The sequence below is a fragment of the Rhodoferax sp. GW821-FHT07G04 genome (assembly GCF_059418585.1).
In genome coordinates this window covers 1,644,945-1,659,190 of record NZ_JBWKQD010000001.1, presented here as the reverse complement: position 1 = coordinate 1,659,190, position 14,246 = coordinate 1,644,945, and the positions used below count along the sequence as shown (strand labels likewise).

The 14,246-nt window shown below is 63.3% G+C and carries 16 protein-coding genes; 9 read left to right on the top strand and 7 right to left on the bottom strand.

From position 1 onward, the window contains the following. Both AC07OO_RS07695 and AC07OO_RS07690 read right to left on the bottom strand, forming a co-directional pair. Window positions 1-801 (bottom strand): ParB N-terminal domain-containing protein, encoded by an 801-nt coding sequence (locus AC07OO_RS07695; protein ID WP_495081461.1) that lies wholly within the window; start codon window positions 799-801, stop codon window positions 1-3. A gap of 64 nt (window positions 802-865) precedes the next feature. Then, complete coding sequence (locus AC07OO_RS07690; protein ID WP_495081460.1) at window positions 866-2,182, bottom strand: serine hydrolase domain-containing protein; 1,317 nt, start codon at window positions 2,180-2,182, stop codon at window positions 866-868. Between the two features lie 210 nt (window positions 2,183-2,392). On the opposite strand from AC07OO_RS07690, the gene AC07OO_RS07685 reads away from it, so the two are divergent. Both AC07OO_RS07685 and AC07OO_RS07680 read left to right on the top strand, forming a co-directional pair. Further along, window positions 2,393-3,133 carry a response regulator gene (locus tag AC07OO_RS07685; RefSeq protein WP_495081459.1) on the top strand — a complete coding sequence of 247 codons (741 nt, stop codon included), beginning with the start codon at window positions 2,393-2,395 and terminating at the stop codon, window positions 3,131-3,133. Beyond that, window positions 3,133-4,485 carry an ATP-binding protein gene (locus tag AC07OO_RS07680; protein WP_495081458.1) on the top strand — a complete coding sequence of 451 codons (1,353 nt, stop codon included), beginning with the start codon at window positions 3,133-3,135 and terminating at the stop codon, window positions 4,483-4,485. The genes AC07OO_RS07685 and AC07OO_RS07680 overlap by 1 nt, the downstream gene beginning before the upstream one ends. On the opposite strand, the gene AC07OO_RS07675 is transcribed toward AC07OO_RS07680, so the two are convergent. Both AC07OO_RS07675 and AC07OO_RS07670 read right to left on the bottom strand, forming a co-directional pair. Continuing rightward, window positions 4,482-5,417 carry a sterol desaturase family protein gene (locus AC07OO_RS07675; protein WP_495081457.1) on the bottom strand — a complete coding sequence of 312 codons (936 nt, stop codon included), beginning with the start codon at window positions 5,415-5,417 and terminating at the stop codon, window positions 4,482-4,484. The genes AC07OO_RS07680 and AC07OO_RS07675 overlap by 4 nt on opposite strands. Before the next feature lie 80 nt (window positions 5,418-5,497). Next, window positions 5,498-6,265 carry an SDR family oxidoreductase gene (locus AC07OO_RS07670; RefSeq protein ID WP_495081456.1) on the bottom strand — a complete coding sequence of 256 codons (768 nt, stop codon included), beginning with the start codon at window positions 6,263-6,265 and terminating at the stop codon, window positions 5,498-5,500. A 253-nt stretch (window positions 6,266-6,518) separates the two neighbouring features. On the opposite strand from AC07OO_RS07670, the gene AC07OO_RS07665 reads away from it, so the two are divergent. Next, window positions 6,519-6,773, top strand: coding sequence for a hypothetical protein (locus AC07OO_RS07665; RefSeq protein ID WP_495081455.1), 255 nt, complete (start codon window positions 6,519-6,521; stop codon window positions 6,771-6,773). Between the two features lie 69 nt (window positions 6,774-6,842). Here AC07OO_RS07665 and AC07OO_RS07660 read toward each other — a convergent pair whose 3' ends face one another. After that, window positions 6,843-7,478 carry a hypothetical protein gene (locus AC07OO_RS07660; RefSeq protein ID WP_495081454.1) on the bottom strand — a complete coding sequence of 212 codons (636 nt, stop codon included), beginning with the start codon at window positions 7,476-7,478 and terminating at the stop codon, window positions 6,843-6,845. A gap of 164 nt (window positions 7,479-7,642) precedes the next feature. On the opposite strand from AC07OO_RS07660, the gene AC07OO_RS07655 reads away from it, so the two are divergent. The 4 genes from AC07OO_RS07655 (at window position 7,643) to AC07OO_RS07640 (ending at window position 10,884) form a co-directional block, all read left to right on the top strand. Beyond that, window positions 7,643-7,861, top strand: coding sequence for a helix-turn-helix transcriptional regulator (locus AC07OO_RS07655; protein ID WP_495081453.1), 219 nt, complete (start codon window positions 7,643-7,645; stop codon window positions 7,859-7,861). A gap of 108 nt (window positions 7,862-7,969) precedes the next feature. Then, window positions 7,970-8,881, top strand: a complete 912-nt coding sequence (locus AC07OO_RS07650) for a glutaminase (protein ID WP_495081452.1) — start codon at window positions 7,970-7,972, stop codon at window positions 8,879-8,881. A 296-nt stretch (window positions 8,882-9,177) separates the two neighbouring features. Beyond that, a complete protein-coding gene (locus AC07OO_RS07645) occupies window positions 9,178-10,053 on the top strand; it encodes an amino acid ABC transporter substrate-binding protein (RefSeq protein ID WP_495081792.1) in 876 nt (291 codons plus the stop codon). Window positions 10,054-10,122: 69 nt separating this feature from the next. After that, window positions 10,123-10,884, top strand: a complete 762-nt coding sequence (locus tag AC07OO_RS07640) for a substrate-binding periplasmic protein (protein ID WP_495081451.1) — start codon at window positions 10,123-10,125, stop codon at window positions 10,882-10,884. A gap of 3 nt (window positions 10,885-10,887) precedes the next feature. Here the strand turns inward: AC07OO_RS07640 and AC07OO_RS07635 are convergent, their stop codons facing one another. Then, entirely contained in the window at window positions 10,888-12,162 is a 1,275-nt protein-coding gene (locus AC07OO_RS07635; protein WP_495081450.1) for a serine hydrolase domain-containing protein, read from the bottom strand. Continuing rightward, window positions 12,159-13,130: a LysR substrate-binding domain-containing protein gene (locus tag AC07OO_RS07630; protein WP_495081449.1), complete on the bottom strand. Its 972-nt coding sequence runs from the start codon at window positions 13,128-13,130 to the stop codon at window positions 12,159-12,161. Before AC07OO_RS07630 ends, AC07OO_RS07635 begins: the two co-directional genes overlap by 4 nt. Before the next feature lie 82 nt (window positions 13,131-13,212). Between AC07OO_RS07630 and AC07OO_RS07625 the strand changes: the two genes are divergently transcribed. After that, window positions 13,213-13,542, top strand: a complete 330-nt coding sequence (locus AC07OO_RS07625) for a DUF2917 domain-containing protein (RefSeq protein WP_495081448.1) — start codon at window positions 13,213-13,215, stop codon at window positions 13,540-13,542. 119 nt (window positions 13,543-13,661) lie between these two features. Next, window positions 13,662-14,168: a DUF1993 domain-containing protein gene (locus AC07OO_RS07620; protein WP_495081447.1), complete on the top strand. Its 507-nt coding sequence runs from the start codon at window positions 13,662-13,664 to the stop codon at window positions 14,166-14,168. Window positions 14,169-14,246: the final 78 nt, after the last annotated feature.

The following is a 14,246-nucleotide window of genomic DNA, read 5'->3' as shown; positions in this document are numbered from 1 at the left end:
CTATTGGTCGATCAGCGCTGCCGCCAACTGCGCACGCAGTTGGGCATTCTCGGCTTCCAGTTCCTGTATGCGGGCTTTTAGCGCTTCCGTGCTGTCCGCTGCGGGAGGTTGTGCGGACTCGGTGGCTTCGGGCTTGTCGCGTTTGCGGGTCTCGCGCACACGCTTGGCGGCTTGCTGCAGCAACTCCTTGCCGCCCAGGGCGGCGGCCACCTGCTCCTGTTCGGGCAAGGTAGCCACGGCCGCGGCGGCGTTGATGGAGATGGTGCCCGACTTCACGGCCGCTACCACTTCGGGCGTGGCCTGCTTCTGGATTTTCTCGATCATCACGACCTGGCTGCTGCTCAGGCGCGCGGCCTTGGCGATGCCCTCGCGGGTCTTCAGCGGTTCGGCCGGCGATAGAGTGGAGGTTGTCGGAGCCTGCTCCGCATCGGTACCGGCTGGCGCCTCTGCTACGGGCGTGGCAGGCTGTTGCTGCTGCCGGCTGCTCAAAATTTCACGCTTGCGCAAGGCCAGCACGCCGCGCTGGAAGTCGGACACGCTGCGCCGCCCCAGGTGTTGGTCGATCATCCACAGGTGCACGTCTTCCATCGTCTTGAACAGCGTGCTTTGCAAGGTCTGGAATGGGATGCCGTGCTTCTGGCAAATGCCATAGCGGTTGTGGCCATCCACCAGCACATCACCCCACAGCACCAGCGCGTCGCGGCAGCCTTCGGCCAGCAGGCTGCGCTCCAGCGCATCATGCTCATCGGGGGTGAGCGGGTCGATATAGGCTTTCAGGTCTTGGTTGACGACGATGTTCATGTCTACAGCAGCAGGGGGCAGGCAAAGGGCGTGATTGTAGGTGCCATGCCCCGCCGCTGCGGTCTCAGGGCTTGCCGCGTACGGCGCTGGCAATGGCAGCAAACGCCGCGCGGTCCAGCGGGTGGGTGAACAGCGTGTCCGGTACCGCATGCGACGAGAGCTTGACAATGACCAGCTCGGCCGCCGGGTTGATGTGGATATGCTGGCCAAATACGCCCTTCGCCTCAAAGGTCTGGTCCGCATCGTGGGCGATCCACCATTGGTTGTGGTAGCTGTAGCCCTTGCGCGCGGTTTGCCCGGCGGCAGCGAACTTTTGCGGGTCCGCACCTTTGCGGATCTCGGCCACCACGGCGGTGGGAATGACTTGCCGCCCCTCCCACTTGCCGCCTTGGCGCATCAGCTCGCCAAACCGGCCTAGGTCACGCAGGCTGGCATTCAGGCCCACGCTGGCCACGTCGGTGCCAATGCCATCCAGCCAGTAATAGGCGTCTTCCTGCGCGCCCAGTGGACTCCAGATGCGCTCGGACAGCAGCGCGGCCAGGCTCTTGCCGGTGACCCGTCGCAGCACCCAGCCCAGCGCTTCGCTGTCGGCCGACTTGTAGCGGAAGGCCGCGCCGTGCTCCCCCTCTTTCTGGACGCTGGCCAGGAAGTCATACACGGCCCGTGGCCCGGTGTAGTCGGGGGCCATTGGCACCAGGCCCGTGGCGCGCAGGTACCGGTGAATGTCGGACTGGGGGTTGGTAAACACCTCGGTGTAGGCCACGCCGGTGGTCATGTCCAGCGTGTCCTGCACACTGGCGTCGGCCCAGGCGGTGCCGGCCAGTTCGGGCACGTAGCGCACCAATGGCGCCCGAGCATCCAGTGTGCCGTCATGGATCAGCCAGGTGGTCAGCAAGCCCACGAATGACTTGCTCACCGACCACAGTGCATGGGCTTGCTGGGGCAGCATACCCGCGGCGTAGTGTTCGTAGACCACACGGCCACGGTGCAGCACCAGCAGACCATCGGTGTAGGTGTTGGTCTGCCACTGGCCTAGCGTGGTGCGGGCGTCCGGCCCCGTGTCGAAGCTGAAGCTGTCATCCAGCGTCTTGGGTGCAGCGGCCAGCTTGGAAGGCGCTTGCGTGCCGCGCGAAACCGCTACCGTGGGGCCGAGCTCGCGCATGTGGTGGAAGGCCCAGCGGCCATTCGGATAGGCCAGCACGTTCGCCAGTGACACGCGCTTGTCGGCAGGTGGTGGCGTGCCCACCATGACGCCACGTGCAACCGGATCGGTGGCTTCGGGGGGGGGCAGTTTGGGCTGGGCCAGGGCCAGACCGCTGTACAGCAGGGCCATGGCAGCGGTGAGCGCGGTCAGGGTGGGGCGAAGAGTGGGTGTACGCATACAGAGGTTCCTTGTTGGTCCATGCGGGGTTAGAAGGCGCGGTTTGCGCGAAAACGAAAGGCACATAGGAATTACAGCGGCGCGGTGTATCTGCGGCGTGTATGCCCGGGCCCTGAAGTGCCACACCATGTATCCCTGTGGGGGCTGGATACACTGCGATACAAAACGGGCCCGTGGCCCGGCAACCGCGCTGCTAAGGTAGCCAGCACCATGGACACACCCACCCACATACTGGTCGTCGATGATGACCGCGACATACGCCAACTGGTCTGCGACTACCTCAGTAACAATGGCTACCGCGTCAGCAGCGCCGCCAATGGCGCTGAGATGCGCCGTTTGATGGCGGACACCCGTGTGGACCTGGTGGTACTGGACCTGATGCTGCCGGGCGAAGACGGCCTGAGTTTGTGCCGTGACCTGCGTGCGCGGGACAGTGCCCATGTGCCGGTGCTGATGCTGACCGCCCGCCGCGAAGAGGCCGACCGCATCGTCGGCCTGGAGATGGGCGCGGACGACTACCTCAGCAAGCCGTTCGCGGCCCGCGAGTTGTTGGCCCGCATCCGCGCCGTGCTGCGCCGCACGATGATGCTGCCGCCCAATCTGCAAGGGGTGGAGCCGTCGCCCTTCATCCGCTTCGACGGCTGGCGGCTGGACACCCGGGCGCGCCATTTGCTGGACCCCGAGGGAACGATGGTGGACCTGACGGGCGGCGAGTACCGCATGCTGCGTGTGCTGCTGGACCACCCGCAGCGTGTGCTGAACCGCGACCAATTGCTCAATCTGACACAGGGACGCGACGCGGACCCGTTTGACCGCTCCATCGACCTCTTGATCAGCCGCCTGCGCCAGCGCCTGCGCGACGATGCCCGCGAGCCGCGCTTCATCAAAACCGTGCGCAGCGAAGGCTATGTGTTCTGCGGCGCGGTAGAGCCCCTGGCGGGGCAGGTGTGATGGCTGCGGCAGGCGTTGCACGCCCTTGGTGGCAACGGCTATGGGGCTCGCTGTTTGGCCGCTTGGCCGTCATCTTGTTTTGCGGCCTGGTGGCCGCCCACGCACTGACCCTTTTTTGGGTGGTATTCGAGCGCGCGCAACTGGGACGCAGCATGATGCTGGCCTACATCGGGCGCGATGTAGCGACCTCGATGGCCATACTGGACCGTTTGCCGCCCCCCGAGCGGCCCAACTGGTTGGACCGCATTGCCCGCCAAGACTACCACTACCGGCTGGCTGCTCCCAACGCGCCAAGCGCGCCGCCACAAGCCGAGTCCGACCTGGCGCGCGTGGTGCGCGCATCGGTGGTGGATGCGCTGGGTGCTGAGCGGGTGGTGGGAAATGCTGCGGCCTATGCCGATGGCCTGGGCGAGCATGTCGAGCTGGGTTTGCGTCTGGGCGATGGCAGTCCGGTGACCCTGCGCATGGACCGCCCGCGCATGCACATCTCGCCCGTGACGGCGGGGTTGCTGTTGGTTCAGCTGATGGTGTTGGCTCTTGTCACCTGGCTGGCGGTGCGCGCCGTGGTGCGGCCATTGGCGCAACTGGCGGATGCCGCCGATGGCATGGAGTTGAACCGCGTGTCCCCGCCCTTGCCCGAGACCGGTCTCACCGAAGTTGCACGGGCCGCGCGTGCCTTCAATGCCATGGGGCGGCGCATTACCCACCACCTGGCCGAGCGCCTGCGCATTCTGGCTGCGGTGTCGCACGATCTGCAGACCCCCATCACCCGCATGCGGCTGCGTGCGGACCTGCTGGCGCCGGGGGCCTTGCGCGACAAGTTGCAAGACGACCTGGTTGATTTGCAGGCCCTGGTGGAAGAGGGCGTGGCCTACGCGCGCAGTGCGCAAGCCAGCAGCGAAGCCGTGCGTGCCGTCGATCTCAACGCCTTGCTCGACGGCCTGGTCTGCGACTACGTTGATGCAGGCCAGCCTGTGCGATTGCAGGGCGTGGCGCCGGTGCCATTGCAGTTGCGGCCCCTGGCCCTGAAACGCCTGGTGACCAACCTGCTGGACAACGCCATCAAGTTTGCCGGCAGCGCGGACCTGCACATTGAATCCGTCGCCGCCGATCGCTTGGACATCGTCGTTTGCGACAACGGGCCAGGCATTCCCGAGGCCGAATTGCAGGCCGTGCTGCAGCCCTTCTACCGCGTGGAGTCTTCGCGCAACCGCGCATCGGGTGGCACGGGCCTGGGGTTGGCCATCGCGCAGGAACTGGCGGGTGCCATGGACGCCACGCTGAGGCTATGCAACCGGCCCGGGGGTGGCCTGGAGGTGCGCCTGGAACTGCGCCTTGGCGCAGTGGTTTAGGGTTGTGCGGCCGTCTGCAGGGCGGGTGACGTGGTCGGTGTTGGTGCGTCGGCCAATTGCTGGTGCCGTGTGCGCATGTCTTCGGTGGTCTGCCCATTGCCATGGGGTGACCAACCGGGTGGCAGCATCAGATGGCCCAGCAGCGTGCGCAGGCTGCGGGCTCGGGCCAGATCGCGGGCTAGGCTGATCCACTGCGCCAACTCCACATAAAAGGGGTTGTAGCTGGTCATGGGGTGTACCAGGCCATAGCGGCAGGGCAAATCGTCACGTTCGGCAATATAGGTGCCGAACAGGCGGTCAAAGACGATCAGCACGCCACCGTAGTTGGCGTCCAGGTATTCCACATTGGCGGCATGGTGCACGCGGTGGGAAGAGGGCGTGTTGAGCACATACTCCAACCAACCCAACTTGGGTATCCATGTGGCATGCAACCAGAACTGGTACAGCAGGTTCAATGTCAGCGCAGTAACCACCAGGCGCAGGTCAAAACCCATCCACACCAAGGGCAGCAAGAAGACCACATTGCCTGTCAGTTTGCCAAAGGCGCCTATGCGCAAAGAAGCAGCCAGATTCAACTGGTTGGGCGAGTGGTGCACGGAATGGTTGCCCCAGAACCAGCGAACCCGGTGCCCTGCACGGTGCAGCCAGTAGTAAAAAAACTCCAGCGTCAAGAACAGCAGGGCGATGGCGCCCACGTTGTCCAGTGCAATGGTGGTGATGCGGTGCTGGATGGTCCAACTGATCAGCGGCGCTGCGATGGTCAATGGCACAAAGATCGACACCGCAATGCGCAACACAAAATCGAAGAAAGAGACGCCAAACGCGCGCCAGTCGTAGTGCTGGTATCGGGACAGCACGATGGCCTCTAGCAGCGACAGGCCCAGCACACCGGGCGCGGCAACGAAGAGCAGGAACTTCTCAAAAGGCGACATGCTGAGGGCGTCTCCGAAAGAGCGACCAGTCTAGCACCGGGTTGTAAAGCGCGGTTGCCCCTGCGGGTGCCGTGCACGCCTCAACCCCGCGCGTGTGTGACGCCCCCATCCACGACCAGTGTGGACCCGACCACGTAGTCGCCCGCGCGCGATGCCAGGTAGATAGCGGCGCCGGCCATGTCTTCGTTGCTGCCAATGCGGCCTGCGGGGATATGGCCCGAAATTTCGTCCGCGTGGTCGCGCGCATCCTTGTTCATGTCGGACGCAAAGGCGCCGGGCGCAATCGCGGTGACGATGATGTTGTCCTGCACCAATCGCAGCGCCATGCGGCGTGTCAACTGGATCAGACCGGCCTTGCTGGCCGCGTAGGAGTAGGTCTCCATGGGATTGACGGAAACGCCGTCGATGGAGGCGATGTTGATGACCTTGGCGGGCCGTGTTTGCGCAGCCTTGCGCAAGTGCGCATGCAGGGCCTGGGTCAGAAAGAAGGGGGTCTTCAGATTCAGGTCCACAACCTTGTCCCAGCCGCTTTCGGGGAAGTCATCAAAGGGCGCGCCCCAGGCCGCACCGGCGTTGTTGACCAGGATGTCGAGTTGGTCCTCATGCTTCGCGTAGGCGGCGACCAAGGCTTTGGAACCCTCCACCGTCGACACATCCGCGGGCAAAGACACGCAGTGCCCCAGTGCCGACAACTCAGCCGCGGTTGCATCGCAGGCCACGGCTTTGCGTGCGCTGATATATACCCTGGCCCCTTGCGCGAGAAAGCCTTCGGCAATCATGCGGCCTATGCCGCGTGAGCCACCGGTGATCAATGCCGTGCGGCCTTGGAGTGAGAAGAGATCTTTCATGCTTCGCTATTCCTTTTCATGCATGCGGATGGAATGAATCGCGGCAAGCTTAGAAGCAAGCCACGCCTTTGTCGGTCACCTAGGCGCCAGCACAAGTGGTCTGTGTGTTGAAAAAGGCAATAGGTAAATAAAAGTAAACGCCGTCAACGGTGCAGAAAAACGCGGCGTTGTGTGTACAAGTCCGACGCATATGTTGGACCGCTCGAGACGGTCGGAGCTTATGCGACTGTTGCCAATGAGTGAGTGTTAAACCATGTTGAATATCAAGTCCCTGATCGCTGCTTCCGTGTTGTCCGGTGTGGCCCTTGCATCCTTCGCACAAACCCCGGTGGCTACTGCAAAGCCCACCACAGCGCCCACCGCCACGGTGACCGCTGCTGCACCGGCTGCAACACCCACCGACACTGCCACGCCAGTGAAACATACAGCTAAGAAAGTCAAGCACAGCCGCACTAACAAAACTGTTGCAAAGACTGCCGCTCAGCCAGCGGACGCTGCGACCAAGTGAACTGATTCAAACTGTTGGTCGGTTTGGGGGTGCCAGGGAAACCTGGTGCCCTTTTTCATGGGCGCTCGCTTAAGGTTTTAACAAGGCCTTGAAGGCCATATGCTGGCCCGCCACAGGAATCGAAATCTCCAACGCACGCTTGGAATCGCGTGGGTCTGCGATGCGAATATCCAGGCGCTCGCTTTTCGCGTTGGCCAGCGCCGTCAAAATGGACCTGGCCGTGCTCTTGGGCTGGCGCGTCACGGCTGACACTTCAAACATAAAAACATCCGCGCGGGCATATGAGCCGCTGGGTGATGCGCTGAAGCCCAGGGCCGGCGCACCGTCGCTTGTGTAGACCTTGGCTGTCAACAAGTTCTGGCCGTTGGTGCTTGCGTCCGGTCCTTCAAAGTCATCGAAGGGGAAGGGTGCCAGAGATGCGACCTGGGACACCTCCAGGTCCATACCCAATGCCCCCTGCGCGTTCTTACTGAGTGTTGTGCTGCAAAAGAACGTCAGTGTCACGGGGACCGTCTTGCCCAGCAAGCTGGCAGTCCCTTGGAATTGCAGTGTACGCGCGCCCTTTTCGCCTTGCAGGTTGCCCCAGCTTCCCTGAGCAGGCGAGAGCGTCGCCGGTTGAGCCAGGGCGGTAGACAACAGGCAGGCGCCGCTGCACAGCAGCAGAGCAGCCAATTGGGAGATGAAGCGGGTGCGGAGTGCTTGCATGGCGTCGGGGGAAATGGAGTGAGCATCCAATGTACACAAAGCGAGCCACCTACCCAAAGCGGGTGTATGGAATAAAGGCCGGAAAATCCGCACACATCTTCACTTTCTGGCGGGCCGGTCGATACAACAATGGCACAAGTGAGAAACGAAACCGGGAGAATTCGATGGACGCCACATCCAAGCAACTGCTGTCACAGGGCGAACTGGCCAAGCGCTGGGGGCGCTCGGAGTCGTCCATCAGCCTGGCGGCCGCAGTGGGCACGGGGCCGCGCTATATCAAGGTGGATGGGGCTATCAAATACCCCTTTGAGGAAGTGCAGCGTTACGAGCGGGCCTGCCTGTTCTTTGAACCGGCCGAGGTCGCGCTGCAGACCGTGAACTAGCCGCTTTCCTGCGTTACCTCTTGTTCGCGCCCCACGATCGGGGCTTCGCGGTTTATTATGGCCTTGGCGCTATTGCCAGGCCCTCGCGCCATGCCGCTCCCCACTGCCATGGAATTCCAATCCGTACTGGACGAGATCACTGCTGAAATCACCCCGCTGCTCGGTAGCGGCGGCCAGGTCGCCACTTACATTCCAGCACTGGCACGCGTGTCGCCCCGGCAATTTGGCATGGCGCTGCGCACTTGCGATGGCGAGGAAGCGGCGGCGGGCGATAGTGCCACGCCGTTTTCCATCCAGAGCATGTCCAAGGTGTTTTCGCTGACGCTGGCCATACGCGGCCTGGGTGACGCGCTGTGGCAGCGCATAGGGCGTGAGCCTTCGGGCAGCCCATTCAATTCTCTGGTGCAGTTGGAGACCGAACGCGGCATCCCGCGCAACCCCTTCATCAATGCCGGGGCCATTGCAGTGGCCGACCGTTTGTTGACGCTGGGCGATGCCAAAACCGATTTGCTGGCCCTGTTGTCCAGCCTGTGCGCGGAACCGATTGCGATAGACCCCGAGGTGGCACAGTCCGAGGCCGATACCGGCTACCGCAATGCGGCCCTGGCCAATTTCATGAAAGGTTTTGGCACGCTGGACAACGCGGTGGACCGCGTGCTGGACGCCTACTTCAACCAATGTGCCATCCGCATGAGCTGCGTGCAGGTGGCACGTGCGGCTGGCTACCTGTGCCGCGATGGCCGCCACCCTTATAACGGCACACCGGTCATCAGCGAAGCCCAGGTGCGCCGCGTCAACGCCATCATGCTGACCTGCGGCACCTATGACGCGGCAGGGGAGTTTGCGTTTCGCATTGGCCTGCCGTGCAAGAGCGGCGTGGGCGGCGGCATTGTGGCCGTGGTGCCCGACCGGCTGAGCCTTTGTGTGTGGTCACCGGCGCTGGATAAAACCGGTAACTCCTACCTGGGGCGTATGGCGCTGGAGTTGTTTGTGGCCAAGACGGGGCTGTCGGTGTTTTAGCGGGAAAGGACCGACGGCGTTGTGCGCGGCCGGTTGGTGCTGGACAATATTTGCTGCAACCTTCTCTTGCATTGGCCTTGCATTGGCCTTGCATTGGCCCATGCCGATTCGGCATCGCCAATTTGCAAGTTGACAGCCACTTGCATGCTGTGCCGTACTAACATTCGCCCAGGTTATGGCAGACGGAGCACCCCGGTTGCGAATAAGGCAGGGCTGCAATCGTCTGGTTCACAGTGAAACATCGCACAGAGGCTGGCATGAACATACGACACATATTTGCAACGACGGCCGTACTGATGGCTGTGGCTTCCGCCCCCCAGATGGCCAGTGCCCAGCCCGCCGATCTTTTGGCCAAACTCAAGAGCAGTGGGGTCGTCACCATGGGCGTCCGCGAGTCTTCCGGCGTGCTGTCGTATGCGCTGGGTGCCGGCAAGTATGGCGGCTACCATGTGGAGATCTGCCAGCACATCATCGCCAATGCCGAGAAAGCCATTGGCCGCAAGCTGGAGGTGCGCTACCTGCCGGTCACCTCGCAAAACCGTATCGAGCTGGTGCAGGCCGGTCGTGTGGATATCGAATGCGGCTCCACCACCAATAACCAGGCGCGCCAAAAGGAAGTGGCCTTTGCGCTGACCACCTATGTGGAAGAAGTGCGCCTGGCCGTGCGGGCCAGCTCGGGTATTACTTCCGTCAAGAGCCTGGGCGGCAAGACGGTGGCCACCACCCGCGGCACGACTTCCGTGCAAACCTTACGCCGCCAGGCGCGGGCCAATGGCGTGGAGTTCAATGAGGCGTTTGGCAATGACCATGCCGACAGCTTCCAGTTGCTGGAGTCCGGCCGGGCTGATGCCTTCCTGATGGACGGCCAGATTCTGGCGGGCCATATCGCCACCGCCAGGACGCCGGCCGACTTCAAGATCGTGGGGGAAGCCTTGAGCGTGGAGCCCATTGCCATCATGTTCCAGAAGGACGATGCGGCCTTCAAAAAGCTGGCCGACGACAGCATCCGCGAACTGCAACAGTCCGGCGAGTTGGCCAAGATCTATGACAAGTGGTTTGTGCAGCCCGTGCCACCCAAGAACACCCGCGTAGGCCTGCCGGCCACCGAGACTACCAAGGCCGCCTGGGCCAACTTGAACGACAAGCCCATGGAAGACTACGCCAAGAAGTAGCTGTCCCTCTCGGACCGCTGCTGCTGGCGCCTCTGTAGTGCCGGGCCCCAAGGCCTGGCCGGCCCCTGCATGAAAATCTTGTTCCTCCTTCTGGCGGGTCTGCTGTCCTGCGGGATGCTCTCGGCCCAAAGCTTGAGCATCTACTGCGAAGACAACAAGCCCTTGCAATTCCAAGGTGCCGACGGCAGGGCTGCGGGCTTCGCAGCCGATGTGGTGCGTGAGATCCAGCGGCGCACCGACAACGGCGACGACATCCAGCTCGTACCCTGGGCCCGCGGCCTGAATCGCCTGGGCGCAGCGCCGAATACGCTGCTGTTCTCGATGGCTCGCACGGCCGAGCGCGACAGCCTGTACCAGTGGATTGGGCCCATCTTTGACAACACCTACGCCTTCTACGTGCGCTCCGACTCTACGTTGAGCATTGGCAACCTGGAGGATGCCAAGAAGGTGGCGTCCATCGGTGTCTACCGCGGTGATGTGCGTGACCAGGTCTTGACCACGCTGGGTTTCAACAACTTGGACCGTGCCAACAGCAACCTCTCCAATGTGAAGAAGCTGATGGCCGGGCGCATCACGCTGTTCGCCGGCTCGCCGACCAATCTGCAGGCCCTGGCAGAAGAGGCGGGCTACAGGGCATCGGACTTCAAGCTGGTGTTTGTGTTCATGCACAAGCAGTTGTACATCGCGGCCTCGCAAGGCACGGACCCGGCCTTGGTCGCGCGTTGGAACGAGACCCTGGTCCAGATGAAGCGCGACAAGACATTCGAGAAAACCTTCCGGCAATACTTCCCTGGTCTGGAGCTGCCAGGCCCCGCGGTAGGTGTGTTGTAGGGCTTACCACGCGCCGTACTGCGCGACCACGCCGCGGAACAACGCGTCGCGCTCCGCACCCAGGTGGTTGCCGCTGGCATCGCCGGATGCATCCTTGCCCACGGCGGTGTGCACCATGACCAGCTTCAATTCCGGGTCGACAAAGATGGCTTGGCCATAGACCCCTTGCAGCGCAAAGCGACGGTGGCTGCCGGGTAGCAGCCAGGTCTGGTAGCCATAGCCCGCATAGGCGTTGCCTTTGTGCAGCATGTGGCCGGGACGAAATGCTTGGGGTTGGCGCGTGGCGTCGGTCATGTCTAGCAGGTACTCGCGCGACAGCAGTTGGTGGCCGTTGACGGCGCCATCGTTGGCCAGCATCCAGCCCAGGCGGGCGTAGTCGCGCACGGTGGCATTGAAGCCGCCTTGGGCCAGCTCTACCTGGTCCACCGTATTGGTTTGCCACGTGGCACTGGCCTCTGCACCCAGGGGGTGCCAGAGCTTGGTGGCCACGTAGTCGCACAGCGTCTTGCCGGTGGCAGCGCGCAGCACCAGACCCAGCACCTGGGTCTGGGCGCCGGCATAGTTGAAGCGCTCGCCCTCTAGCGCTTCGCGCTCGGTGATGCTGCGCGCGGCCGACACCACGCCATCGCGCCGCATCGTGGCGTTGAAGCGGGCGCGGTCGTCATAGGCTGTGTAGTCCTCCACATAGCGGGCGCCCGAGGCCATGCGCAGCAAGTGCACGATGCGGGTCTCGCCATACAGGCTGCCCTGCAGGGCGGGCACATAGGTGGCGGCCGTGTCGTCCAGCGAGCGGATCAGGCCTTCTTCCAGCGCCTGGCCCAGGGCCAAGGCGGTAATGGTCTTGGCCATGGAGTTGGACAGCATGCGCATGCCGGGGCCGCGTCCGTAGTTGTAGCGCTCGGCCACGACCACACCGTCTTTGAGCACCAGCACCGCAGTCGCGCGTTGGCGCTGCATGTAGTCGTCCAGCGTGTAGGTCTGGCCGCGGAAGCGGTAGTGGAAAGCGGTCTCGGTTTCGGCCTGGGGCAGGGCCAGCGGTTGGGGTGATGGTGGCAGTGTGCAATGCGGAACCAGACTGTCCATGGCGCTGAACGAGCCCACGATGTAGCGCTCCTGGTAAGCCTGTGAGAGCTTGGGTGCAGCGGGGTAGCCCTGGGCTTTGCCCAATGCGGCCTCGTCGGGTGCATTGGCATGGGCCAGCAGGGCTGTGCAGGCCAATACTGCCAGCGCCAAACGGTGTGCCGATGGTAGGGGAGAGGTGATGGTGTGGGTCGTCATGGTTGGTGCAAGCCTTCGGCCTCGGTGCGCAGCCAGCGCGCGAAGTCCTGCGCGTCGGGGTTGTTGGCCGCGCGCGCCGAGGCGGCGATGTAGTAGCCGCGGCGCGATGCGGCCTGGCCCTGGAACGGTGCCACCAAGCGTCCATCGCGCAGTAATTCGTTGAGCAGGGGCATGCGGCCTATGACCACGCCCTGGCCGGCGATGGCGGCGGCAATGGCGTCGGCATACTGGGTGAAGCGCATCGTGTTTTTCATGTGCAGGTCCGACAGGCCCATGATCTCAAACCAGGGCGCCCAGTCGGCCGTCAGCGCCATGCCCTGCGGGGTCTCCACGGCCAGCAGCGTGTGGTGCTGCAGGTCTGCCGGCTTGCGCAGCGGGTGGCTGCCCTGCCGCACGAGCTGGGGGGCGCAAACCGGTAGCACCGATTCTTCAAACAGCGGCGGCCCCAGGCCCGGGGCCATGGGGCAGAAGCGCACGGCCAGGTCGATGCGGCTGCGGTCCAGGTCCAGCACCTCCATCGTGGCCGACACGCGCACATCCACACCGGGGTGGCTGGCTGTGAATTTTGCCAACCGCGGTATCAACCACAGCGACGCAAAGCCGGGTGTCGTGGTAATGGACACCTGGCGCATCTGGGCGCCGGTGCTGGCCCGCACGCGGGCCGTGGCATCGCGCAGGCGCTCCAGGCTCTCCACCACGGCGCGCTGCATGACCCGGCCCGCATCGGTCAGCGCCAGTGCGCGGTGGCGCCGCTCAAACAGGGCCACGCCCAGGTCGGCTTCCAGGGTCTGGATCTGCCGGCTGACGGCAGACTGTGTCAGCGCCAGCTCATCGGCGGCCAGCGTGAAGCTCAGCAGGCGTGCCGCCGCTTCAAAGGCGCGCAACAACTCCAGCCGGGGCAGCTCGCCCCGGGCAATGCCGGCCCCCTGGGGCACGGCGGTGACTGAGTTCGCATTCCGATAGCGCATGCAAAGTATTCCAATTCGCCGTTTGAATGAAGGGGTGCATGTCAGTATATTCATTCCCATAGTGCATGTAAAAGGAGCCACCATGACAAACCCGAATCCCACCACCAGCAGCCCACAACACTTCGACCTCAACCTGGAGCGCCGGGCCATGTTCAACCTGCCGGATGCCGCAGGCGTGCAGATTGTCTGCCGCGATGGCACGGTGTGGATCACCTTGGACAACGACCTGCGCGACTATGTACTGGAGGCCGGCGACAGCTTCACCAATGCCGAGCACAAGCGCGCGCTGATCTATGCCATGCAACCGTCCAGCATCGCGGTCACATCCGGTATGGCGCAGCGGCCGCAGTCCACGGGACGCCGCCCGGCCACGCCGGCCCATGGCCTGGTGCTGGAGCAGGTGTTCGCCTGAGAGCAGCCGGGGCATCGAAGCTGGCCCTGCCAAGGAGATTGGTGGGTCGCCTGCAGGATCTGGGGATACCCGTTACCATGGCGCGCCGCGAACCCGCGACGACCCATAAGAGGATTCCCATGACCATCTCCATGTACCAAGCCAGCGTGCCCCGTTTCGTCAACATCCTGGGCAATCTGTCCAATATTCTCGACAAGGCCCAGGCCCATGTCGAAGCCAAAAAACTCAGCGACGCCAGCCTGACCGCCTTTCGCCTGTTCCCCGATATGCTGCCCATGACCACCCAGGTGCAGATCGCCTGCGATTCCGCCAAGGGCGTGGTCGCGCGCCTAGCCGGTGTGGACATCCCGGTGTTTGAAGACAATGAGAAAACTATCGCCGAGCTGAAAGCCCGCGTCGCCAAGACCATTGCCTTCATCCAGACCATCACACCGGCGCAGATCGATGGCACCGAAGACAAGGACATCGTCACCAAGCGCGGTGAAAAAGAAACCCACTACAAGGGCATGCAATTCCTGCTGGGCCACGCCGTGCCCAACTTCTACTTCCATATCACTACGGCCTACGCCATCTTGCGCCACAACGGCGTGGAGATCGGCAAGCGAGATTTCCTGGGCAATCCCTAAAACCCATCCCCGATCCCTCAGCCTTGCTGGGGGATGCATGGCGGTGCGCTGCCTATAATTTCCGCATCGCTTCAACCA